Raw genomic sequence first — 19,140 nt, 5'->3', positions numbered from 1 at the left:
GTGGAAATGGACGGCTTCGAAAGCAAGCACGACATCATCATCTTGGCGGCGACGAACCGTCCGGACGTGCTGGACGCGGCGTTGCTGCGCCCGGGCCGCTTCGATCGGCAAGTGGTGGTGGACGCGCCGGACGTGCGCGGCCGAGAAATGATCCTCAAAATCCACGCTCGTAAAAAACCCCTCGACCCCACCGTCGACCTCGCCGTGTTGGCTCAGCGCACGCCCGGCATGGTGGGCGCGGACTTGGAGAACCTGCTCAACGAAGCCGCCCTGCTCACGGCGCGCGACGGACGCAGCCGAATCACGATGCACGACCTCGACGAAGCCGCCGACCGCGTCCTCATGGGCCCCGCCCGCAAGAGTCGCTTGGTGCCGGAGCACGACAAGAAAGTCACGGCCTACCACGAGGTGGGACACGCCCTGGTGGCGCAGTTGCTGCCGCACGCGGACCGCGTGCACAAGCTCACCGTCGTGCCGCGCGGACGGGCCGCCGGGTACATGCTGCCCCTCCCGACCGATCGCATCCACTACAGCCGTGAAGTCCTGGAGGATACGATCGCCGTCGCCCTCGCTGGGCAAGCCGCCGAGGAAGTCACCTTCGGCGAGATCACCACGGGCGCGCAAAACGACTTCCAAAAGGCGACGAACATCGCCCGCAAGATGGTCACCGAGTGGGGCATGAGCCAAAAGCTCGGCAAGGTCGCGTACAACAACGAGAACGAGACGTTCCTCGGCGGTTTCACCGAACGCTCCCCGTACAGCCAGATCATCGCGCAGACCATCGACGACGAAGTCAAACTCATCATTGACACGCAGTACCTTCGCGTGAAGCACTTGCTGAGCGAACACTTGGGCGTCGTGCACCGCATCGTCGGTGAACTCCTCGTGCGCGAAACGCTCACGGGCGACGAATTCCAAAAGCTGCTGTCGGGCGGACAACTCGATCCGCTTCCACCCGCTACGCCCAAGCTTGCTTGATCAAGACTCGGGCAGTTGCCGCCCATCGCCGCGCGGACCCTTCTCATCGGGGTCCGCGCCGTCTTCTCGGCGCAGCACCATGAGTTGAGGTCGCAGGCCGCCCAGCCCTGCCTCGTCCAAGGCGTGCTTCATGCGGCGGTTGAATTCTCGTCCGACCGCCCACTGCTCTTTGGGCAGCACCTTGAACAGGGCCCGCACCTCGAAGCCGTCCTTCGAGATGCTCGTCACTCCCTCGACCGTGGGCTCCTCCAGGAACTTGGGAGTCCAAGCTTCATCTCGGTAAAGGTCGTGCGAAACGTTCGTCAGAACCGACAAGGCGACGTCCACGTCCGCCGTGGGCGGCAAGCCCACGGCCGCCACAAACCGCGACCAGTCTTTACTCATGACGCTTACCGTAGAGATCTGGCCGTTCGGCACGACGTGCAGCGTGCCGTCGAGGGCGCGCAGCATCGTCACGCGCAAGTTGAGGCGTTCCACGACGCCCGTGAGCGGCCCGTTATTGATCGTGACGACGTCACCCACGCCGTACTGATCTTCGAGCAGGATGAAGAAGCCGGTGATGACGTCCTTGATGAGGCTTTGCGCGCCGAAGCTCACGGCGAGGCCGAGCACCGACACCCCGGCGAGCAGCGTCGTCGCGTTGAGCCCAACGTTTTGCATCACCGTGACGAGCGCGGCGACGACAATCACGACACGCAAGGTGCTCTCGACGACGCCTTTGAGAGTTTGCACGCGCACCGAGCGGCGCGTGAACTCGTCGGCAGGCACGATGCGCGCCGACGCGGCGCTCACGAGACTCCACGCGACGGACGCGAGGACCACGATTGCCAAGACGCGGCCGATGGTCTCCCGGAAGTACGCGCCGATGAGCGCGCCCGGTTCGGCGAGCCAAGCGAGCGGCGCCTCCAAGATGTTCGCCGCGACCGCGCACAGCACGAACGCGGCAGCGGCCGTCCACACCAACACGGCGGCGCGGCGCGTCCTCTCTGGCAAGCGTGCCGTGATCAGGTCCAGCAAATTCGAGCCGAGGCGCCATGCGCCGATGACCAACAGGACGGCGACGAGCAGCTCGAACCAAGTGTCGGGGCGATTGAGGGTCGAGAGAACCGTGTTCATCGAACGTCGATGCTACCCCAAGGCGTCTGACAACCGGCCGAGCAAGTCCGCGTCACGGGCGCGAGCCGCCCGCAAGAGGGCGTTCTTGACCGCCTTGGCGTCGGCACTCCCGTGCCCAATGAAGGCGAGGCCGCGCACACCCAAGAGAGGTTGCGCGCCGTACGTGCTGGGGTCGAGCTTGTCGGCGACGGACCGCAGGCCTCGGCGCACGAGGAGGGCGCCGATCTTGGCGGTCGCGCTACTCGTGAGGGCGTCGCGCACCCAGCCGAAGATGACCTTCGCTTCGCCTTCCGCGAGCTTCAGCACGACGTTCCCGGTGAAGCCGTCCGTGACGACGATGTCCGTCGTGCCCTTGAGGATATCCTTGCCTTCCACGTTGCCGTAGAAGTTGAGCCCGCTCGCCTCCTTGAGCAGCGCGTGCGCTTCGAGGACGAGTTGGCTGCCTTTGTGCGGCTCCTCTCCGATCGAAAGCAGACCCACGCTGGGCTTATCACGCCCTTCCACGACGCCCAAATACACCGACGCCAGGCGCGCCCACTGCGCGAGGTATTGCGGCTTCACGTCGGCGTTTGCGCCGACGTCGAGGAGCGCCGCGAATCCCTTTTGCGTCGGAACGTGCGCCAGGATCGCCGGACGGTCCACGCCCTTGAGGCGGCCCAGCGTGAGCAGCGCGGAGGCCATCGTCGCGCCGCTGTGCCCCATGCTGACCACGGCGCAGGCCTTGCCATCCTTCACGAGACGGGTCGCCACGTTGATGCTCGCTTCCGTTCGCGACCGCACGTCCGACGCGTGCTCGTCCATGCCGATGACGTCGACGGCAGGTACGACTTCGAGCGGCAAGTCGGCGGCAGCATGCTTGCCGAGCTCGGCGTGCAGACGCACGGGATCACCCACGAGCAGGACACGCACACCGACGCGAGCGGCGGCGACCGCGCCCTCCACGTTCGGCGACGCGCCCGAGTCGCCGCCCATTGCGTCGAGGGCGATCGGTAAGGGTTCGACGTTCATGGCGGTCATGCTAGCGCTCCAAGCGGTCGTCGTCGCCGTCCTCGGAGGCCGAGCTTCCAGTCACGTAGAACGGCCGGCTTTCCGAGCCTCGCAGCTCGGACGGCAAACGGTAGCCGGGGCGCTCGACGGACGCGCGAATGTCCTTGAGATCCACGTATTCGTCGGCGACGTTGCGCAGTTCGTAGCTCGTCATTTCGGGAATGCTCGCGACGATGACTCGCTTGCCTTTGTAACGCAGCACTTCCACGGGACGCTCGAAGTCTCCGTCGCCCGTCAGCAAAATGGCCGTGTCGTACAGATCGGACGTCGCCAGCAAGTCCGTCACGAGTTCGATATCGAGGTTGGCGCGGCGATGCGTCTCGCCGGTCTCGTCGGTGAGCTCGCGAAGCGGCTTCGTTCGTACCGTGTACCCCATATAAGTCAAGGCGTCGATGAAACGCTTTTGCTTGTCGTCCATCGGGTAAGGTACGGCCGTGTAATAAAACGCGTTGTACAGCTTCCCGAAACTCGCGAAGTGTTCCAAGATCTTACGATGATCGAAATTCCAGCCAAGCCGTTTGGCGGCCGCGTATACGTTTGCGCCATCAATGAATAAAGCAACGCGTTCCATCTGACTCCTCACCCTGCAATCAAATCCTTAAATGCCGATTTTTAACTTGCGTCGATCGTCCCTCATGAGTAAGGGTCGTTCCAGGATACCCGGAGAACCAGGGCGAGGCAATCAAACTTCGACGATGCAAGGCTTGAACGAAGTGTCATCCAGCGCCCGTCTCACGTCGTTCGCCACCCGTCGTACGTCCACACCCTCGAAGGGTTCGGCGAACTGCTCCACGTATTTCAGCGCCTTGTAATAGTTACGGCCAGTCAAGCTTCCGTGTGCCAGTCGCTTGTGCATGGCGGCGGCCAAGAGGATCAGCGCTTGCAGCAAGGCACGCTCTCGCCCCTCGGCTTGCCGCCACGGGGCTTCCCACGCTTCGTGGGCTTCCCAGTAGCGTCCCTCGTTGAACAACTTCAGGCCTTCTCGCCATGTCGCTCGCACCTCCAGATTGTAGGCGAGTGGCAGTCCACACACGCTTTACTTTGCATAATAGGGATCATGAAACCGATCGAACTGACCGACGCGAACTTCAAGCAGGAAATTGCCGAAGGCCTCACGCTCGTTGACTTCTGGGCTCCTTGGTGCGGACCGTGCCGCATGATCGCCCCGGTCGTGGAAGAACTGGCAGGCCAGTACGACGGTAAAGTCAAAGTCGCGAAGGTCAACGTTGACGACAACCAGGCGACGGCCATGCAGTTTCGTGTGATGAGCATTCCGACGCTGATTCTGTTCAAGGACGGTCAACCCGTCGAAGGCGTTGTCGGCGCTCAACCCAAGCGGTCATTCGAGAAGTTGATCGACAAGCACCTCGGCGTCGTCCAATAAGTTCAAATGACAGAGAGCCCCACCTCGAAACGAGGTGGGGCTCTCTGTCATTTGAACCTCAGACGAGTTCGATCAGGGCGACAGGGGCGGCGTCACCACGACGCACGCCGACCTTGAGAATACGGGTGTAACCGCCGGGACGCTCGGCGTACTTCGGAGCGATCTCCGTGAAGAGCTTGCGCACCACATCCACGTCCTGAATATCACGCAGGATGTTGCGGCGGTTGTGCAGGCTGTCTTCCTTGGCGGTCGTGATGATCTTTTCTACGTAAGGGCGCAATTCCTTGGCCTTGGCGAGGGTCGTCTGAATACGACCCTCGCGCAGCAGGGCAGTCGCTTGTGCGCGCGCGAGCGCGACGCGACCACTGCTGGTCCGACCGAGTTTGCGACCGGCTCTGCCGTGACGCATGATTCAATCTCCTTCTCTTCGAGGCCTCGCCTCAATCACGCAAGCTCAGCCCGAACTGCGAGAGTTGCGCTTTTATTTCATCAAGGGAACGTTCCCCGATGCCTGGCACCTTCTTCAGATCACGGTCCGACAACGCGCACAGAGCGTCGACGGAATCGATGCCTTCCTCCTTGAGGGAGTGCAGCACGCGCGTCGTGAGTCCCAACCCTTCGAGCGTTACCTTGGGAGGCTCGCTCGTCGGTGCGTACCCAGGATCGGTCGTGATCGTCGTATTCAGAACCGGCGCGGGCTCTTGCACGACCGGCTCGGGCAGACGTTCGGCCGGGGCGAGCACTTCCACGTTGCCGAACACGCTCAACTCGTCGCGCAGAATATCCACGGCGCTGTCGAGCGCTTCTTGCGGATCGACCGAGCCATCCGTCCAAATTCGTAGAATCAGACGATCCAAATCGGTTTGCTGTCCAACGCGTGTGTTCTCGACGTGATACGCCACCCGGCGCACCGGCGTGTACACGGCGTCGACGGGAATCGAGTTGATGCGGTCTTTCGTGGCGTGCTTGTCGGCCGGTACGTAGCCTTCGCCCTGCTCGACTCGCACTTCCATCACCAGTTTGCCGTCCTCGGCGAGGTTGGCGATCACCAGATCAGGATTGACGATTTCAGCGTCGGAAGGCACCTCGAAATCGCGCGCACGCACCACACCTTCGCCTTGAGCGCGCAGGGTGAGCGTTTTAGGCCCCGCCGCGTGGAATTTCACGACGAGTTCTTTGAGATTCAGGATGATCTGAATCACGTCCTCGCGCACGCCGGGAATAGTGGAGAACTCGTGCAGCACGTCCTCGATGTACACGCTCGTGACGGCGGTCCCAGGAATCGAGGACAAAAGGATACGGCGAAGCGGATTCCCGATCGTTACGCCGTAGCCACGCTTGAGAGGTTCCAGCGTAAACTCGCCGTAGTTCCCATCGACGCGGGCCTTGAGTTGCGGTCGCTTGGTGTCCAACGCTCACCTCTTAGCGCGAGTAGAACTCGATGATGAAGTTTTCGTTGATCGGCAGGGCCAGATCTTCACGGGCCGGAAGGCGCACGAACGTGCCCGAGAACGTCTCCGGGTTGAAGGTGAGCCACGGGCTGACACGACGACGCTTCGTCGCCTCCATGTTTTCGAGTACGAAGCCCATGGAACGGCTGCCAGGCTTCACGCTGATCTCGTCGCCGATCTTGACGCGGTAGCTCGCGATGTCGACCGCTTTGCCGTTCACAAAAATGTGACCGTGCGCGACGAATTGGCGCGCTTGACGGCGCGTACTCGCGATGCCGAGGCGGAAGACGACGTTATCGAGGCGGCGTTCCAGCAACTGCAAGAACACGGTGCCCGTTACGCCGGGAACATTGGCCGCTTCCTCGAAGAGGTTGCGGAACTGCTTCTCGGCGACGCCGTACAGACGCGCGAGCTTCTGCTTTTCACGCAGACGCACGAGGTAGTCGCTCGGACGGCCCTTGCCGCGACGCTGACCGTGCTGGCCAGGAGCGTAGGGACGACGATCGAGGTACTTTTGAACCTTTTCCGTCTCGGCGAGGTTGATGCCTTCGCGACGGCTTTGCTTGGTGATCGAACCAGTAAAACGACCCATGTGTTACCTCACGCCCTATGCTTCTTGGCGGGGCGGCAGCCGTTGTGAGGCACGGGCGTGTCGTCCATGATTGACTTCACGTCGATGCCGCTCGCTTGAATGGCGCGGATGGCTTGCTCACGCCCGGATCCAGTGCCACGGACGATGACGTCCACCGTGTTCATACCCACGCTCTGGGCTTTTTTCACGGCGTCGGCTGCAGCAAGTTGCGCCGCGTACGGCGTTCCTTTCTTGCTGCCCTTGTAACCGATCGTGCCCCCGCTCGACCAAGCGATGGAGTTGCCGTCGACGTCGGTGATGGTGACGATCGTGTTGTTGTACGACGCGTGGATGTACGCGCGGCCCGCGCCGACGTTGCGGCGACGCGTGACGCGTTGCTTGCCTTTGCCTTTCGCCATTACTTCCTCGCCGCCTTCTTCTTGCCGGCCACGGTCTTACGGGGGCCTTTGCGGGTACGAGCGTTGGTCTTCGTACGCTGACCGCGCACGGGCAAACCACGGCGGTGGCGCAGGCCACGGTAGCTACCGATGTCCATCAAACGCTTGATGTTCTGGCCGATTTCGCTGCGCAGGTCACCTTCGACCTTGTACGTGCGCTCGACGGCGTCGCGAAGTGTCGCCTGTTCGGTTTCGGTCAGGTTCTTGACTCGGGTATCGGCATTCACGCCCGTGCGCGACAAAATTTCCTTCGCGCGCGTGGGGCCGATTCCATAAATGTACGTCAGCGCGACTTCGACGCGCTTTTCACGGGGCAGGTCAACACCAGCAATACGAGCCATACCTTACCCCTGACGCTGCTTGTGCTTCACGTTCTCGCAGATGACGAGAACGCGACCGTGGCGGCGAACGATCTTGCACTTGTCGCAGATCTTCTTGACACTCGAACGGACTTTCATTACTTCCTCCTCGCGCCGCCGCGCCTCACGGCATTTTGGCAGCGCTCGACCCCCGGTGAAGGGAATCTATCGCTACGAGTCCAACGACTCGAAAGCTTCTATCTTGATCAGGCCTTCGGCAGGAACCAGATTTCGCACGACCGGATTACTTCCGGTAGACGATCCGACCGCGCGATGTATCGTAAGGCGAGATTTCGAGTACAACGCGGTCCCCGGGAAGGATACGGATGTAGTGGATGCGCATCTTGCCGGAGATGTACGCCAGAATATCGTGACCCCCGTCGAGCTGAACTTTGAAGGTCGTGTTGGGCAGAGCCTCCGTCACGACGCCCTCAGCCCGAACTGTGTCTGATTCTTTGCGCTGTTTTCCTTCGCGCTGTTCCCGAACGTTTCGTTTCGCCACTCGGCCTCCTGGCTAGAAAAAGCCAAACGTCATGGTATCACTCGCAGCGCCATCAGGCAAGAGCGCGGGTGATTTGACCGTACACGTCATCCAGCGATCCCAATCCGTTGATGACTTTGACGCGCGGTCCATAGTAGTCAATCAGCGGCTGAGTTTGCTCACGGTACACAAGTTGCCGTTGGCGCGCCACTTCTTCCGTATCGTCTGAGCGACCCGAGAGCCGGCCACGCTCGACAATTCGTCGAATGAGCTCCTCGTCGGGCACCTCGAGCAAGGGAACCCCGACGATCGGGGCTCCCAACTCCTCCAGCAGCACGTCCAGCGAACGCGCCTGCGCGACGTTCCGAGGAAAGCCATCGAAAATCACACGGACCCGATCCATGCTCGCAAGTTTCTCACGAATCAAGGCCGTCAGAATCTCGTCGGGCACCAGTTGCCCGCGGTCCATGATGTCTTTGACGCGCAAGCCGAGTTCCGTCCCACGTGCGATGTGGTCGCGTAGGATGTCGCCCGTGCTGATCTTCACGAGGCCGAACTCCTCAGAGAGTCGCTCGGCCTGCGTTCCCTTCCCGGCGCCCGGAGGCCCCAGGAAGATTACGACGGCATTTTGAGATGGACGCAACGTCACAAACGCCCCCGAAGACGTCCCTTCGAGATGAAACCGTCATAACGGCGCACCGTCAGCTGCGCCTCCAGCTGCTTCAACGTGTCGAGCGCGACACCAACGACGATCAGTAATCCCGTCCCCGTGAACTGGAAGCTCTGGATGCCGGTGACCGACCGCACGACTTGCGGCATGATTGTGAGCAGCGCGAGGAACAAAGCTCCCCACAGTGAAATGCGTGACGAGATGAAGCTGAGGTGCTGAGCCGTTGGCGCGCCAGGTCGAACACCTGGAATGAACCCCCCCGATTCACGCAAGTTCTCGGCCACACGACGTCCGTCAAATTGAATCGAGTTGTACAGGTACGTGAAGCCGAAAATCAGCAGCACTTCGAGCAAGATCCCCGTAGGCGATCCAAGCGTCAAGTAACGCGTGATGAACGCCGCGACATCGGGAGCCCGCTGCTGCAACGTGCTCGACAGCAATTGAGGGAGCGTGAAGATGGCCGACGCGAAGATCACGGGAATCACGCCTGCTTGATTCACTTTGATTGGCAGATACGTCTGCTGTCCGCCGTACGTCTTGCCGCCCACCTGCTTGCGTGCGTACTGCACGGGAACACGCCGTTCACCTTGGTAAACGAATACGATGCCGCCGATGACGATCAGCAAGATCGCCACGAAGGCGACGATCGCGAGCGCCGATACGGCACCCGTGCGAAGAAGTTCGGCGGTTGAGCTGATTTCGATCGGGTACCGACTTACGATGCCCGCGAAGATGATGAGGCTGATGCCGTTGCCAAGCCCGATTTCGGTGATGCGCTCGCCCAGCCACATCGTGAACGCGATCCCTGCGACCTGCGTGAGCACCATGATCAGCACGGTATCGAACGTCGGACCCCAGCCGGGTGACAACGCCTGGGGATTGCTGTTGATGATGTAAACCGAAAAAATCAAGGCTTGTACGGCTCCCAACACAACCGCGGAGTACCGCGTGTACTGGTTGATCCGTCGCCGCCCTTCCTCGCCTTCCTTTTGCAGCTTCTCGAGCGCCGGGACGGTCGTCGTGAGAAGCTGGATGACGATACTGGCCGTGATGTACGGCAGCACGCCCAGGGCGAAGATCGAGAATTGCTGCAGGTTGCCGCCAGAAATCACGCTGAGCAGACCGAGGACGGCATTGTTACCGTCCTGCAAAGCTGCCGAGTTGATGCCTGGCGTTGGAATGGCGCTTCCTAAACGGAACACCATGAGCAGCAGCAGCGTGAAAAGAATCTTGCGCTGCAGCTCTGGCACGCGAAGCGCGTCACGAAACGCTCTTAGCATCGGCTGCCCTCACATTGCGAAAACGAGCCGAAGCGGCAAGGCGCCGCTCGGCCCGCGACATCGCGGTCTGAAAATACATCAGCCTTCTTGCTCCGCCGCCTGCTGAGGCAGGACGACGTGTCCGCCCGCCGCCTCGACCGCTTGCACGGCCTTGGCCGACGCCGCATCCACGTGCAACGTCAAAGCGTACGTGACTTCACCGCGCGCCAGCAGCTTCACCGGGCGGTTGCCCTTGCGAACGAGACCCGCGGCTTCGAGCGCTGCGCGGTCCACGACGGCGTTCGCTTCGAAGCGATCGAGAGAGCTCAGGTTGACAAGTTCGAACACGACGCCCACGCGGCTAAAGCCACGCTTCGGAAGGCGCGAAATCAAGGTCGAGCGACCACCCTCGAAGAACTGGCCCTTACCAGCGCCACTGCGGGCCTTCTGCCCTTTGTGGCCGCGCCCGGCCGTCTTGTCCGTCCCGCCGGGACCACGACCGACGCGCTTGCGGTCGCGACGCGAACCGGGCGTTGGCTTGAGATCGTTGAGTTTCACTGCGAGACCTCCAGGAGGTGCTTGACCTTCTCCACCATTCCCTGCACAGCAGGGTTATTGGGCACTTCACGGGAATCACCGATGCGCTTGAGGCCCAGCGACTGCACCGTCATAATTTGGTCTTTGGGACGACCGATCAGGCTACGCTTGAGCGTGATCTTCACGACTGACCACCTTCCTTGAGCGACTGCACCTGCTTCGCCGTCCGGAGGTTCTTCAGGCCGTCGAACACCGCGTACGCAACGTTGATTTGGTTACGGCTGCCGAGCTCTTTGGACAGCAGGTTCGTGATACCGGCAAGTTCCGCGATGGAGCGCGGTACCGTGCCCGCGATGACACCCGTACCAGGGCCGGCGGGCTTCAAAAGCACGCGGCTCTTGGTGCTCTCACCGACGATGTCGTGGGGAATCGTGCCGTTTTCCACGGGAACCGTGATGAGGTTCTTGCGCGCGACCGCCTTGGCCTTCTCGATCGCGACGGGAACTTCCTTCGACTTGCCGATCCCCATGCCAACGCGGCCATTGCGGTCCCCGATGACGACGAGGGCCGCGAAGCGGAAGCGACGCCCACCTTGGTAGGTCTTCGCAGTGCGGTTGATCGAGATCATCTTCTCTTCGAACTCGCTCTCGCGCTCGATACGACGGTTAGAAGTCAAGGCCACCCTCCCGCGCCGCTTCCGCGAGCGCCTTCACGCGACCGTGGTACTTGTAGGAACCACGATCGAACACAACTTGCGTGACACCCTTCGCGCGGGCGGCTTCGGCAATCGCGCGACCGACGGCCGCAGCCGTGTCCGTTTTCGTGCCTGCCTTGAGCGGCTTGCTGGCGACCGCGGCGAGCGTGGTGCCGGTGGTGTCGTCGATGACTTGCGCGTAGATATGCTGGTTGGAGCGGAACACGCTGAGGCGCGGGCGACCTTTGGCCGCACGCAGCACCTTGCTGCGGTTGCTCAACTTACGGCGCTGCGTGGACATTACTTCTTCCCTTTCCCGCCGGTCGCGCCCGACTTGCCAGCCTTGAGCGCGATCTTCTCCCCGACGAAACGCACGCCCTTGCCGTGGTAAGCGTCGGGCTTACGAACTTCACGAACGTTGGCCGCCACTTGACCGACGAGTTGCTTGTCGATGCCGATGACGTCGATGCGCGTCGGTTCGGGAACGGCGAAGGTCACTCCGGCGGGCGGCTCCATGACGACCGGGTGGCTGTAGCCGATGGTCAACTCGAGCGCTTTGCCTTGCAGGCGGGCGCGGTAACCGACGCCCTTGAGCTCCAAGTTGATGGTGAAGCCGTCCGACACGCCTTTGACGGCGTTGGCGACGAGGGTACGCGTCAGGCCGTGCAAAGCGCGGTGTTCGGGGCGGTCGGAAGGGCGGTTCACGACGAGCGTGTCGCCTTCCTGCTTGATTTCGAGCGAGGGGTTGAAGGGAACTTGCAGTTCACCCTTCGGGCCCTTCACGCGGAACAGTCCATTCTCGATCGTCGCCGTCACGTTGCTCGGCACGGCGATCGGTTGTCTACCAATGCGGGACATGGTGCCTCCTTACCAGAGCACGCAGATGACTTCGCCGCCGATGCCCGCTTTGCGTGCGTCGTGGTCCGCCATCAGGCCCTTGCTCGTCGAAACGACCGCAAGACCAAGGCCTTTGTGAATGCGGGGCAAGCTGTCGTGCGCGACGTACGCGCGACGACCCGGGCGCGAGATGCGCTCGACGTGCTTGATGACTTGCTCGCGCTTGGCTCCATACTTGAGCCCGAGGCGCAGAACGTCGAACTTGCTGCCTTCATCGCGCACACGCTCGACGGACGCGAGATACCCTTCGCGCACGAGCAGCTTGGCGAGCTCCTCCTTGAACTTGGAGGCGGGCACGTCCACGCTGTCCTTGTAGACGCGCGTCGCGTTGCGAATGCGCGTCAGCATATCGGCAATAGGATCGCTTAACATGGCTTCCTCCGCACAGGACCCTATCGTCCTGGCTGGAGGGGAAACCTCGACGGTTTCCCCAAAGAACTGCTTTGGATTCTCTTGTTAGGAGTTTCCGGAAACCGGACGATCACCGCCAAAGCTGGCAGTTCGTATCCGGTCGGCTTACCAGGAGGCTTTGCGCACGCCGGGCAACTCGCCCTTGTGCGCTTTTTCGCGCAGTACGATGCGGCTCACACCGAAAAAACGGTAGTAGCCACGGGGACGACCCGTCAGCTCGCAGCGGTTGCGCAAGCGGGTGGGGCTGGCGTCACGCGGAAGCTCGGCGAGACCGGCGTAGTCGCCCGCTGCCTTGAGCGCGGCGCGCTTCGTGGCGTACTTCTCCACCAATTTCTCGCGTTGCTTTTGCTTCGCAATTTTACTCTTCTTCGCCATACGGCTCCTTCTTTCACGCACCGCACTGAAGCCAGTGCGGCGACGTCCTTACTTCCTAAACGGGAAACCCATCGCAGTCAGGAGCGCGCGCGCTTCCTCGTCCGTCTTCGCCGTCGTGACAATCGTGATGTCGAAACCGCGAACGGCATCCACCATATCATAGGTGATCTCGGGGAAGATCAGCTGTTCACGAATGCCCAGGTTGTAGTTGCCACGGCCGTCGAACGCGTTCGGATTGATGCCGCGGAAGTCGCGAATACGCGGCAGACCCACGTTGATCAGCTTGTCGATGAAGGCGTACATGCGCTCGCGGCGCAGCGTCACCTTCACGCCGATGGGCATGCCTTGGCGAAGCTTGAAGTTCGAGATGCTCTTCTTCGCTTTCGTCACGATCGGCTTTTGCAAGCTGATGAGCCCAAGCTCGCGGCTCGCCTTGTCGATCGCCTTGCTGTCTTCCTTCGAGCTGCCGAGACCTTGGTTGATAACGACCTTCTCGATGCGCGGCACGGCCATGACGCTGCTGTAGCCGAACTGCTGCAGCAATTGTTGGCGCACTTCGTTGTTGTACTTGTCCTTGAGAGTCATGATGCTCCTCGAGTGTGGGCGGTCTTGGTCGCCCCGTCGACCGGGCTAAGCAGCCTCAGTCGATGACTTTGCCGCTCTTGACGGCCACACGAACTTTCTTGCCGTCCACGATCTGCTTGCGGGTCCGCGTCGGCTTGCCCGTTTCCGGGTCGACAAGTTGCACCTTGCTGGCGTGCAGCGCGGCCTCGCGCTCCTCGATGCCCCCTTGAGGGTTCGACGCGCTCGGCTTGACGTGCTTCTTGATGATGTTCACGCCTTCGACGACGACCTTTTGCTCGGCGGGCAGCGCGAGGAGGATCTTACCGCTCTTCCCCTTGTGCTTGCCGCTGATCACCATGACGGTGTCGCCCTTCTTGACGTGCAACTTCACCGCTTTTTCTTGCTGCGCACTCGGCATTACAGCACCTCCGGCGCGAGCGAGACGATCTTCATGAAGCGGCGATCGCGAAGTTCGCGAGCGACCGGACCGAAGACGCGCGTACCACGCGGCTCGCCTTGGTTGTTGATGATGACGGCGGCGTTCTTGTCGAAGCGGATGGTGCTGCCATCGGCACGCTTGATGTCCTTCGTCGTGCGCACGACAACCGCCTTGACGACGTCGCCTGCCTTCACGGCACCACGAGGTGCCGCGTCCTTGACCGAGGCGACGATGATGTCGCCAACGTGGGCGTAGCGCTTGTTACCGCCCCCGCCCTTCGTGAGGCCCTTGCCGCCGATGCCGCTGTTGAGCACGCGGATACACATCAGCTCGCGTGCACCGCTGTTATCGGCGACGTCGAGGCGCGATTGAGGCATGATCATGCTTCACCTCCGGCGACTTCTGCGAGACCGCCTTCGACGCCACGAGCGCGCTCGATGAGGCGCGTGACCTTCCATGCCTTGGTCTTGCTGACAGGACGCACCGAGAGGATCTCGACGCGATCCCCGATGCGGAACTCGTTGCTTTCGTCATGCGCCGCGTACTTCTTGGTACGCGTCACGACCTTGCCGTACAGGGGGTGCATGAAACGGCGTTCGACTTTGACGGACACCGTCTTTTCCGCCTTATCGCTTACCACAACCCCGACCAGCGTCTTCTTCGCCATTTACTTCACCGACCCCTGACGCTCCATTTCGGCCTTGACCGTCAGAAGCTGCGCGATCTCGCGCTTGAGGAGCTTCACTTGGTGCGGCTGGGCGAGTTGCCCGATCGCACCTTGAAAGCGCAGCTCCATGAGTTGCTTCTTGCGCGCCTGCACTTCACGATCGAAGTCCGCGCCCGAAAGCTCTCGCATTTCACTGAGCTTCATCGTAAACCTCACGCTTGACCATCTTCGTCTTGATGGGGAGCTTGTGGCCCGCCAGGCGGAAGGCTTCCTTCGCCTGCTCTTCCGTCACGCCCGACACTTCGAACATGACGCGTCCCGGCTTCACAACCGCGACCCAATATTCTACCGCACCCTTGCCCTTACCCATTCGGGTTTCGGCAGGCTTTTTGGTGACAGGCTTATCGGGAAAAATGCGGATGTAGATCTTACCGCCACGGCGGAAGTGGCGGCTCATGACAATACGGCACGCCTCGATTTGGTTGCTACGAATCCAGGCGGGCTCTTCGGCGATGAGGCCGAAGTCGCCGAACGCGACGTAGTCGCCGCCCTTCGCCGCGCCGGTCATACGACCGCGGAACTGCTTACGGAACTTGGTACGCTTGGGAAGAAGCATCACTCGCCTCCTGGACGACGACGCGCTTGCGGGCGGCGGCGGTTGGAGCGGTCACCCTCGTTGTCGCGACGCGGACGATCCTGACGTTGCGGACGCGCGGCGCTCTCGGTCTTGCCACCGATAACTTCGCCGTTGAACACGAGCACCTTCACGCCGAGGACGCCGTACGTCGTGCGCGCGAGGGCCGTGCCGTAGTCGATGTCCGCGCGCAAGGTGTGCAGGGGCACACGGCCTTCGAGAACCTTCTCGGTCCGGGCTTGCTCGGCGCCACCAAGGCGACCCGAGAGCACGACCTTGACGCCGCGAGCGCCCGACTCCATCACGCGCTGAGCCGCTTGCTTCATTGCACGGCGGAACGCGAAGCGGCGTTCGATCTGCTCGGCGATGCGCAGGGCCACGAGGGGCGCGGAGGTGTTGGGGTTGGGAATCTCGGCGACGTTCACGGCGACCGTACCAGCCGACACGAGACGCTCGATGTCTTGGCGCAGACGCTTGATGCTCTCGCCGCCCTTGCCGATCACGATGCCGGGCTTCGCCGCGCTGATGATCACGTTGACTTGCTGACCCGCACGCTCGATCTCGATGCGCGCGACGCCCGCCGCCTTGAGCTGCTTCTCGACGAGGTTGCGAATCTTCTCGTCTTCGAGCAGCAGCTGGCTGTAGTTCTTCTTGCTGGCGTACCAACGGCTGTTCCAGCCTTTGGTAATGCCGAGGCGGAACCCGTTCGGGTTGATCTTGTTACCCATTGCGCTCCTCCAGGATGATCGTGATGTGGCTGCTGCGCTTCTTGAGGATGTCGCCACGGCCACGGGCACGCGGAAGGATACGCTTGAGGGTCGGGCCCGCGTCAACGAACGCCTGCGCGACGTAAAGGCGGTCTTCGATCATGTCGTGGTTGTTGACGGCGTTCGCCTTGGCGCTCTTGAGCACCTTGGCGACCGGCTCCGAAGCGCCGCGGGGGACGAAGCGCAACAGATCTTCGGCGTCGCGCACGTTCTTGCCGCGAATCACGTCGACGACAAGGCGAACCTTGCGCGGCGCGATGCGGATGTACTTGGCAATCGCTTTGGCCTGCATTACTTCTTCTTGCTCCCCTTGGCGTTCTTGTCAGCGCCGTGACCGCGGTAAGAGCGGGTCGGGCTGAACTCGCCGAGCTTGTGGCCGATCATCTGCTCGTTCACGAAGACGGGCACGTGCTGCTTGCCGTTGTACACGGCGATCGTGTGACCGATCATTTCGGGCACGATGGTGCTGCGACGGCTCCACGTCTTGATGACACGCTTGTCGTTGCGGTCGTTGAGGACGTCCACCTTGCGCAGGAGGTGCTCGTCCACGAACGGCCCTTTCTTGAGGCTACGAGGCATTCGCTACTCTCCTTACTTCCCGCCGCGGCGCGCGATGATGAAACGATCCGAGATCTTGCGCTTCTTGCGGGTCTTGAGTCCCTTGGCTTGCTGACCCCAAGGGCTGACCGGGGGACGACCGACGCCCGTGCGACCTTCACCACCACCGTGCGGGTGATCGACGGGGTTCATGGCGCTACCGCGCTGGTGGGGCTTGCGACCGAGCCAGCGGCTACGGCCGGCCTTGCCGTAGATGACGTTCTTGTGCTCGGCGTTGCCGACGGCACCGACCGTCGCGTAGCACTCGGTGTGCACGCGGCGCAGCTCGCCGCTGGGAAGGCGCAAGACGACGTAGTCGCCTTCCTTACCTTGCAGCTGGATGCTGGTGCCCGCGCTTCGAGCGATTTGCGCACCCTTACCGGGAACGAGTTCGACCGCGTGCACGACCGTACCGACCGGAATGAAGCGCAAGGGCAACGCATTGCCAACCGTGGGCACGGCTTCCGGACCGCTCACCACGCGCGCACCGACCGCGAGACCTTCCGGCGCGAGGACGTAGCGCTTCTCGCCGTCGAGGTAGTGCAGCAAGGCAATACGCGCGCTGCGGTTCGGGTCGTACTCGATTGAGGCGACCTTCGCGGGCACGCCCGCCTTGTCGCGACGCTTGAAGTCGATGATGCGGTACAGCTGCTTGTGGCCACCACCGATGAAGCGGGAGGTGATGCGGCCGCGGTTGTTACGACCGCCCGACTTGGGCTTCGCTTCCGTGAGGCTCTTCTCGGGGCGCTTCTTGGTGAGGCCCGAAAAGTCGGCCGTCGTCATGAAACGCCGCGAGGGCGTGTAGGGACGGTACTTCTTGATCGCCATGATTCAGTTCTCCTTAGACCAGACCCTCGAGGGCTTCGATTTTCTGGCCTTCGGCAAGCTGAACGATGGCCTTCTTGCGGTCCGCGCGGTAGCCTTGGAACTTGCCGACGCGCTTCTGCTTCCCCTCGACGTTCATGGTGTTGACCTTCACGACGCGCACACCGAAGGCTTGCTGAACGGCGTTCTTGATCTGCGTCTTGTTCGCCTTGGGATCGACCCAGAACGAGTACACGCCGCGCTCCATGCCCGCGTACGCCTTTTCGGAGATCACGGGTTGCTTGATGATGTCGTAGAAGCTCACTGCTCGCTCCCTTCGGGCGCGCTCGCGGGCGTCAGCACCAAGGCGTCGATCACGAGACGGTCGTGACGCAGGATGTCGTAGACGTTGAGGCCCGCAACCGGAAGCGCCAACACCCAAGGCAGGTTGCGCGCGGCACGACGCACGATTTCGTTGTCCGTGACGACGAACACGCGCTCGGAGCCGTCGAGGCCGTTTTGGGCGGCCCAAGCGAGGAAGCTCTTGGTCTTGCCGTCGTCGATGCCGAAGCTGTCGACGGCGAGGAGCTTACCGGTCGCGGCGCGATCGGCGAGGGCCATCGCGAGGCCGAGCTGACGAACCTTCTTGGGCAGGGTGTATTCGTAGTCACGCGGCTTGGGGCCGAACGCCACGCCGCCGCCCACGAAGATGGGAGCCGCGCGGTTGCCGTGACGGGCGTTGCCGGTGCCCTTTTGGCTGTACATCTTCTTGCCGGTGCGCGACACTTGCGAACGCGTCTTCGTGCTCGCCGTTCCGGCGCGGCGCTTGGCGAGTTGCCAAGTCACGACGTCGTGCAGGACGCCGACGTTCACTTCGGGCAGGTCGAGGTCGATCGTGCGACTCCCGGCCGTACCTACAACGTTAATCTGGGCCATCACTTGCCTCCCTTGACGGCCTGACGCAGTACCACGAGACCACCGTTGTGGCCGGGAACGGCGCCCTTGACGAGGATGATGTTCTCCTCGGGGCGAACTTCCACAACCTCAAGGTTCTGGACCGTCACGCGGTCCAAGCCCATGCGGCCCGCCATGCGCTTACCCTTGTACACACGGCCCGGCGTCTTGCGCTGACCGATCGAGCCGGGGCGGCGGTGCCACTTCTTCGAGCCGTGGCTTGCGGGACCACCGGCGAAGTTCCAGCGCTTCATGACGCCTTGAGTGCCCTTACCCTTACTGGTGCCTGTCACGTCGATCTTCTCGCCGTTGGCGAAGATGTCGACGGTGACCGCGTCACCCTCGGGGCTGAAGTCACGGAATTCGCGCAAGTACCGCACGCCCGACACGCCCGCCTTCTTGAGGTGACCCAAGAGGGGCTTGTTGATTCGCTTTTCGGCCTTGGGCGCGAAGCCAACCTGAACAGCGTTGTAACCGTCCGTCGCGGCCGTCTTGCGTTGCACGACAGGGCACGGACCGGCGAGCACGACCGTCACGGGCACGACCTTGTCGCCGCGCCAGACTTGCGTCATGCCAATCTTCGTACCGAGAATGCCTTTCATCGGCTGCCTCCGACGGTCTTGATCTCGATGTCCACGCCCGTGGGCAAATCGAGCGTCATCAAGCTGTCGATGGTCTTCTTCGTCGGGTTCTCGATGTCCACAAGGCGGTTGTGGGTGCGAATTTCGAAGTGCTCGCGGCTGTCCTTGTCGATGAAGGGCGAGCGCAGCACGGTGAAGCGACGAATGCGCGTGGGAAGCGGCACGGGGCCGAACACGTTCGCGCCCGTGCGGCGCACGGTGTCGACGATCTTCGAGGCGCTGGAGTCCAGGGCCTTGTGATCGAAGCCGCGCAGTTTAATGCGGATTTTGGGAGCAACCATTATTCCAACACCTTGGTGACGACGCCGGCGCCGACGGTACGACCGCCTTCGCGAATCGCGAAGCGCAAGCCTTCCTCCATGGCGATCGGCTTGATCAATTCCAC

37 protein-coding genes are annotated in these 19,140 nt (G+C 62.2%); 2 read left to right on the top strand and 35 right to left on the bottom strand.

Translation table 11 applies throughout. From position 1 onward, the window contains the following. Positions 1-978: ATP-dependent metallopeptidase FtsH/Yme1/Tma family protein (locus tag DES52_RS22145; protein ID WP_146237429.1), on the top strand; the 978-nt coding region annotated here is incomplete at its 5' end. Here DES52_RS22145 and DES52_RS22140 read toward each other — a convergent pair. From DES52_RS22140 to DES52_RS22125, 4 genes are all read right to left on the bottom strand, one after another. Then, on the bottom strand, positions 979-2,094 hold the full coding sequence (locus tag DES52_RS22140; RefSeq protein ID WP_110889010.1) for a mechanosensitive ion channel family protein: 1,116 nt from the start codon (positions 2,092-2,094) through the stop codon (positions 979-981). Positions 2,095-2,106: 12 nt separating this feature from the next. After that, the gene (gene plsX / locus DES52_RS22135; protein WP_425451140.1) at positions 2,107-3,111 is read right to left on the bottom strand and encodes a phosphate acyltransferase PlsX; all 1,005 of its coding nucleotides are present in this window, start codon (positions 3,109-3,111) and stop codon (positions 2,107-2,109) included. Between the two features lies 1 nt (position 3,112). Next, complete coding sequence (locus tag DES52_RS22130) at positions 3,113-3,712, bottom strand: LabA-like NYN domain-containing protein (RefSeq protein WP_110889009.1); 600 nt, start codon at positions 3,710-3,712, stop codon at positions 3,113-3,115. Positions 3,713-3,823: 111 nt separating this feature from the next. Next, on the bottom strand, positions 3,824-4,141 hold the full coding sequence (locus DES52_RS22125) for a DUF309 domain-containing protein (RefSeq protein WP_110889008.1): 318 nt from the start codon (positions 4,139-4,141) through the stop codon (positions 3,824-3,826). 57 nt (positions 4,142-4,198) lie between these two features. Between DES52_RS22125 and trxA the strand changes: the two genes are divergently transcribed. Further along, on the top strand, positions 4,199-4,525 hold the full coding sequence (gene trxA / locus DES52_RS22120; protein WP_110889007.1) for a thioredoxin: 327 nt from the start codon (positions 4,199-4,201) through the stop codon (positions 4,523-4,525). A 58-nt stretch (positions 4,526-4,583) separates the two neighbouring features. Here trxA and rplQ read toward each other — a convergent pair whose 3' ends face one another. From rplQ to DES52_RS21965, 31 genes are all read right to left on the bottom strand, one after another. Next, positions 4,584-4,934 (bottom strand): 50S ribosomal protein L17, encoded by a 351-nt coding sequence (rplQ, locus tag DES52_RS22115; RefSeq protein WP_110889006.1) that lies wholly within the window; start codon positions 4,932-4,934, stop codon positions 4,584-4,586. 31 nt (positions 4,935-4,965) lie between these two features. Then, positions 4,966-5,937, bottom strand: a complete 972-nt coding sequence (locus tag DES52_RS22110; protein WP_110889005.1) for a DNA-directed RNA polymerase subunit alpha — start codon at positions 5,935-5,937, stop codon at positions 4,966-4,968. 10 nt (positions 5,938-5,947) lie between these two features. Then, positions 5,948-6,568 carry a 30S ribosomal protein S4 gene (rpsD, locus tag DES52_RS22105; protein WP_110889004.1) on the bottom strand — a complete coding sequence of 207 codons (621 nt, stop codon included), beginning with the start codon at positions 6,566-6,568 and terminating at the stop codon, positions 5,948-5,950. 8 nt (positions 6,569-6,576) lie between these two features. After that, positions 6,577-6,966, bottom strand: coding sequence for a 30S ribosomal protein S11 (rpsK, locus tag DES52_RS22100; RefSeq protein ID WP_110889003.1), 390 nt, complete (start codon positions 6,964-6,966; stop codon positions 6,577-6,579). After that, a complete protein-coding gene (gene rpsM, locus DES52_RS22095; RefSeq protein ID WP_110889002.1) occupies positions 6,966-7,346 on the bottom strand; it encodes a 30S ribosomal protein S13 in 381 nt (126 codons plus the stop codon). The genes rpsK and rpsM overlap by 1 nt, the downstream gene beginning before the upstream one ends. Positions 7,347-7,349: 3 nt before the next feature. Continuing rightward, positions 7,350-7,463 (bottom strand): 50S ribosomal protein L36, encoded by a 114-nt coding sequence (rpmJ, locus tag DES52_RS22090; protein ID WP_015236809.1) that lies wholly within the window; start codon positions 7,461-7,463, stop codon positions 7,350-7,352. A gap of 145 nt (positions 7,464-7,608) precedes the next feature. Next, entirely contained in the window at positions 7,609-7,866 is a 258-nt protein-coding gene (gene infA / locus DES52_RS22085; protein WP_110889001.1) for a translation initiation factor IF-1, read from the bottom strand. A 52-nt stretch (positions 7,867-7,918) separates the two neighbouring features. Next, the gene (locus tag DES52_RS22080; protein ID WP_110889011.1) at positions 7,919-8,488 is read right to left on the bottom strand and encodes an adenylate kinase; all 570 of its coding nucleotides are present in this window, start codon (positions 8,486-8,488) and stop codon (positions 7,919-7,921) included. 2 nt (positions 8,489-8,490) lie between these two features. After that, positions 8,491-9,795, bottom strand: coding sequence for a preprotein translocase subunit SecY (secY, locus tag DES52_RS22075; RefSeq protein WP_110889000.1), 1,305 nt, complete (start codon positions 9,793-9,795; stop codon positions 8,491-8,493). A 78-nt stretch (positions 9,796-9,873) separates the two neighbouring features. After that, positions 9,874-10,332: a 50S ribosomal protein L15 gene (rplO, locus tag DES52_RS22070; protein ID WP_110888999.1), complete on the bottom strand. Its 459-nt coding sequence runs from the start codon at positions 10,330-10,332 to the stop codon at positions 9,874-9,876. Next, positions 10,329-10,496, bottom strand: a complete 168-nt coding sequence (gene rpmD / locus DES52_RS22065; protein ID WP_110888998.1) for a 50S ribosomal protein L30 — start codon at positions 10,494-10,496, stop codon at positions 10,329-10,331. Before rpmD ends, rplO begins: the two co-directional genes overlap by 4 nt. Beyond that, a complete protein-coding gene (gene rpsE / locus DES52_RS22060; protein ID WP_170131227.1) occupies positions 10,493-10,987 on the bottom strand; it encodes a 30S ribosomal protein S5 in 495 nt (164 codons plus the stop codon). The genes rpmD and rpsE overlap by 4 nt, the downstream gene beginning before the upstream one ends. Then, a complete protein-coding gene (rplR, locus tag DES52_RS22055) occupies positions 10,977-11,306 on the bottom strand; it encodes a 50S ribosomal protein L18 (protein ID WP_110888996.1) in 330 nt (109 codons plus the stop codon). The genes rpsE and rplR overlap by 11 nt, the downstream gene beginning before the upstream one ends. Then, a complete protein-coding gene (rplF, locus tag DES52_RS22050) occupies positions 11,306-11,863 on the bottom strand; it encodes a 50S ribosomal protein L6 (RefSeq protein WP_110888995.1) in 558 nt (185 codons plus the stop codon). Before rplF ends, rplR begins: the two co-directional genes overlap by 1 nt. A 9-nt stretch (positions 11,864-11,872) precedes the next feature. Further along, the gene (gene rpsH, locus DES52_RS22045) at positions 11,873-12,274 is read right to left on the bottom strand and encodes a 30S ribosomal protein S8 (protein WP_110888994.1); all 402 of its coding nucleotides are present in this window, start codon (positions 12,272-12,274) and stop codon (positions 11,873-11,875) included. A gap of 144 nt (positions 12,275-12,418) precedes the next feature. Next, complete coding sequence (gene rpsN / locus DES52_RS22040; RefSeq protein ID WP_110888993.1) at positions 12,419-12,688, bottom strand: 30S ribosomal protein S14; 270 nt, start codon at positions 12,686-12,688, stop codon at positions 12,419-12,421. A 48-nt stretch (positions 12,689-12,736) separates the two neighbouring features. After that, positions 12,737-13,276: a 50S ribosomal protein L5 gene (rplE, locus tag DES52_RS22035; RefSeq protein ID WP_110888992.1), complete on the bottom strand. Its 540-nt coding sequence runs from the start codon at positions 13,274-13,276 to the stop codon at positions 12,737-12,739. A 52-nt stretch (positions 13,277-13,328) separates the two neighbouring features. Then, positions 13,329-13,670 carry a 50S ribosomal protein L24 gene (gene rplX, locus DES52_RS22030; protein ID WP_110888991.1) on the bottom strand — a complete coding sequence of 114 codons (342 nt, stop codon included), beginning with the start codon at positions 13,668-13,670 and terminating at the stop codon, positions 13,329-13,331. Next, complete coding sequence (gene rplN, locus DES52_RS22025) at positions 13,670-14,074, bottom strand: 50S ribosomal protein L14 (protein ID WP_110888990.1); 405 nt, start codon at positions 14,072-14,074, stop codon at positions 13,670-13,672. Before rplN ends, rplX begins: the two co-directional genes overlap by 1 nt. Beyond that, positions 14,071-14,358, bottom strand: coding sequence for a 30S ribosomal protein S17 (gene rpsQ / locus DES52_RS22020; RefSeq protein WP_110888989.1), 288 nt, complete (start codon positions 14,356-14,358; stop codon positions 14,071-14,073). Before rpsQ ends, rplN begins: the two co-directional genes overlap by 4 nt. Next, positions 14,359-14,562: a 50S ribosomal protein L29 gene (gene rpmC / locus DES52_RS22015; RefSeq protein WP_110888988.1), complete on the bottom strand. Its 204-nt coding sequence runs from the start codon at positions 14,560-14,562 to the stop codon at positions 14,359-14,361. Beyond that, the gene (rplP, locus tag DES52_RS22010; protein ID WP_110888987.1) at positions 14,549-14,974 is read right to left on the bottom strand and encodes a 50S ribosomal protein L16; all 426 of its coding nucleotides are present in this window, start codon (positions 14,972-14,974) and stop codon (positions 14,549-14,551) included. Before rplP ends, rpmC begins: the two co-directional genes overlap by 14 nt. Next, positions 14,974-15,720 carry a 30S ribosomal protein S3 gene (gene rpsC, locus DES52_RS22005; protein ID WP_110888986.1) on the bottom strand — a complete coding sequence of 249 codons (747 nt, stop codon included), beginning with the start codon at positions 15,718-15,720 and terminating at the stop codon, positions 14,974-14,976. The genes rplP and rpsC overlap by 1 nt, the downstream gene beginning before the upstream one ends. After that, the gene (gene rplV / locus DES52_RS22000) at positions 15,713-16,051 is read right to left on the bottom strand and encodes a 50S ribosomal protein L22 (RefSeq protein WP_110888985.1); all 339 of its coding nucleotides are present in this window, start codon (positions 16,049-16,051) and stop codon (positions 15,713-15,715) included. Before rplV ends, rpsC begins: the two co-directional genes overlap by 8 nt. Then, positions 16,051-16,338, bottom strand: a complete 288-nt coding sequence (rpsS, locus tag DES52_RS21995) for a 30S ribosomal protein S19 (protein ID WP_110888984.1) — start codon at positions 16,336-16,338, stop codon at positions 16,051-16,053. Before rpsS ends, rplV begins: the two co-directional genes overlap by 1 nt. A 12-nt stretch (positions 16,339-16,350) precedes the next feature. Beyond that, on the bottom strand, positions 16,351-17,184 hold the full coding sequence (rplB, locus tag DES52_RS21990) for a 50S ribosomal protein L2 (protein WP_110888983.1): 834 nt from the start codon (positions 17,182-17,184) through the stop codon (positions 16,351-16,353). 13 nt (positions 17,185-17,197) lie between these two features. Continuing rightward, positions 17,198-17,485 (bottom strand): 50S ribosomal protein L23, encoded by a 288-nt coding sequence (locus DES52_RS21985; RefSeq protein ID WP_110888982.1) that lies wholly within the window; start codon positions 17,483-17,485, stop codon positions 17,198-17,200. Further along, positions 17,482-18,096, bottom strand: a complete 615-nt coding sequence (gene rplD, locus DES52_RS21980; protein ID WP_110888981.1) for a 50S ribosomal protein L4 — start codon at positions 18,094-18,096, stop codon at positions 17,482-17,484. Before rplD ends, DES52_RS21985 begins: the two co-directional genes overlap by 4 nt. After that, positions 18,096-18,716: a 50S ribosomal protein L3 gene (gene rplC / locus DES52_RS21975; RefSeq protein WP_110888980.1), complete on the bottom strand. Its 621-nt coding sequence runs from the start codon at positions 18,714-18,716 to the stop codon at positions 18,096-18,098. The genes rplD and rplC overlap by 1 nt, the downstream gene beginning before the upstream one ends. Continuing rightward, positions 18,713-19,036, bottom strand: coding sequence for a 30S ribosomal protein S10 (gene rpsJ, locus DES52_RS21970; protein ID WP_110888979.1), 324 nt, complete (start codon positions 19,034-19,036; stop codon positions 18,713-18,715). Before rpsJ ends, rplC begins: the two co-directional genes overlap by 4 nt. Then, a partial coding sequence (locus DES52_RS21965) for an EF-Tu C-terminal domain-related protein (protein WP_146237215.1) occupies positions 19,036-19,140 on the bottom strand: 105 nt, incomplete at its 5' end. The genes rpsJ and DES52_RS21965, both read right to left, overlap by 1 nt.

Source organism: Deinococcus yavapaiensis KR-236 (genome assembly GCF_003217515.1).
In the GTDB taxonomy this organism is placed as follows: Bacteria; Deinococcota; Deinococci; order Deinococcales; family Deinococcaceae; genus Deinococcus_A; species Deinococcus_A yavapaiensis.
Note: the sequence above shows the minus strand (reverse complement) of the source record. Positions and strands in the feature narration are given on the sequence as shown.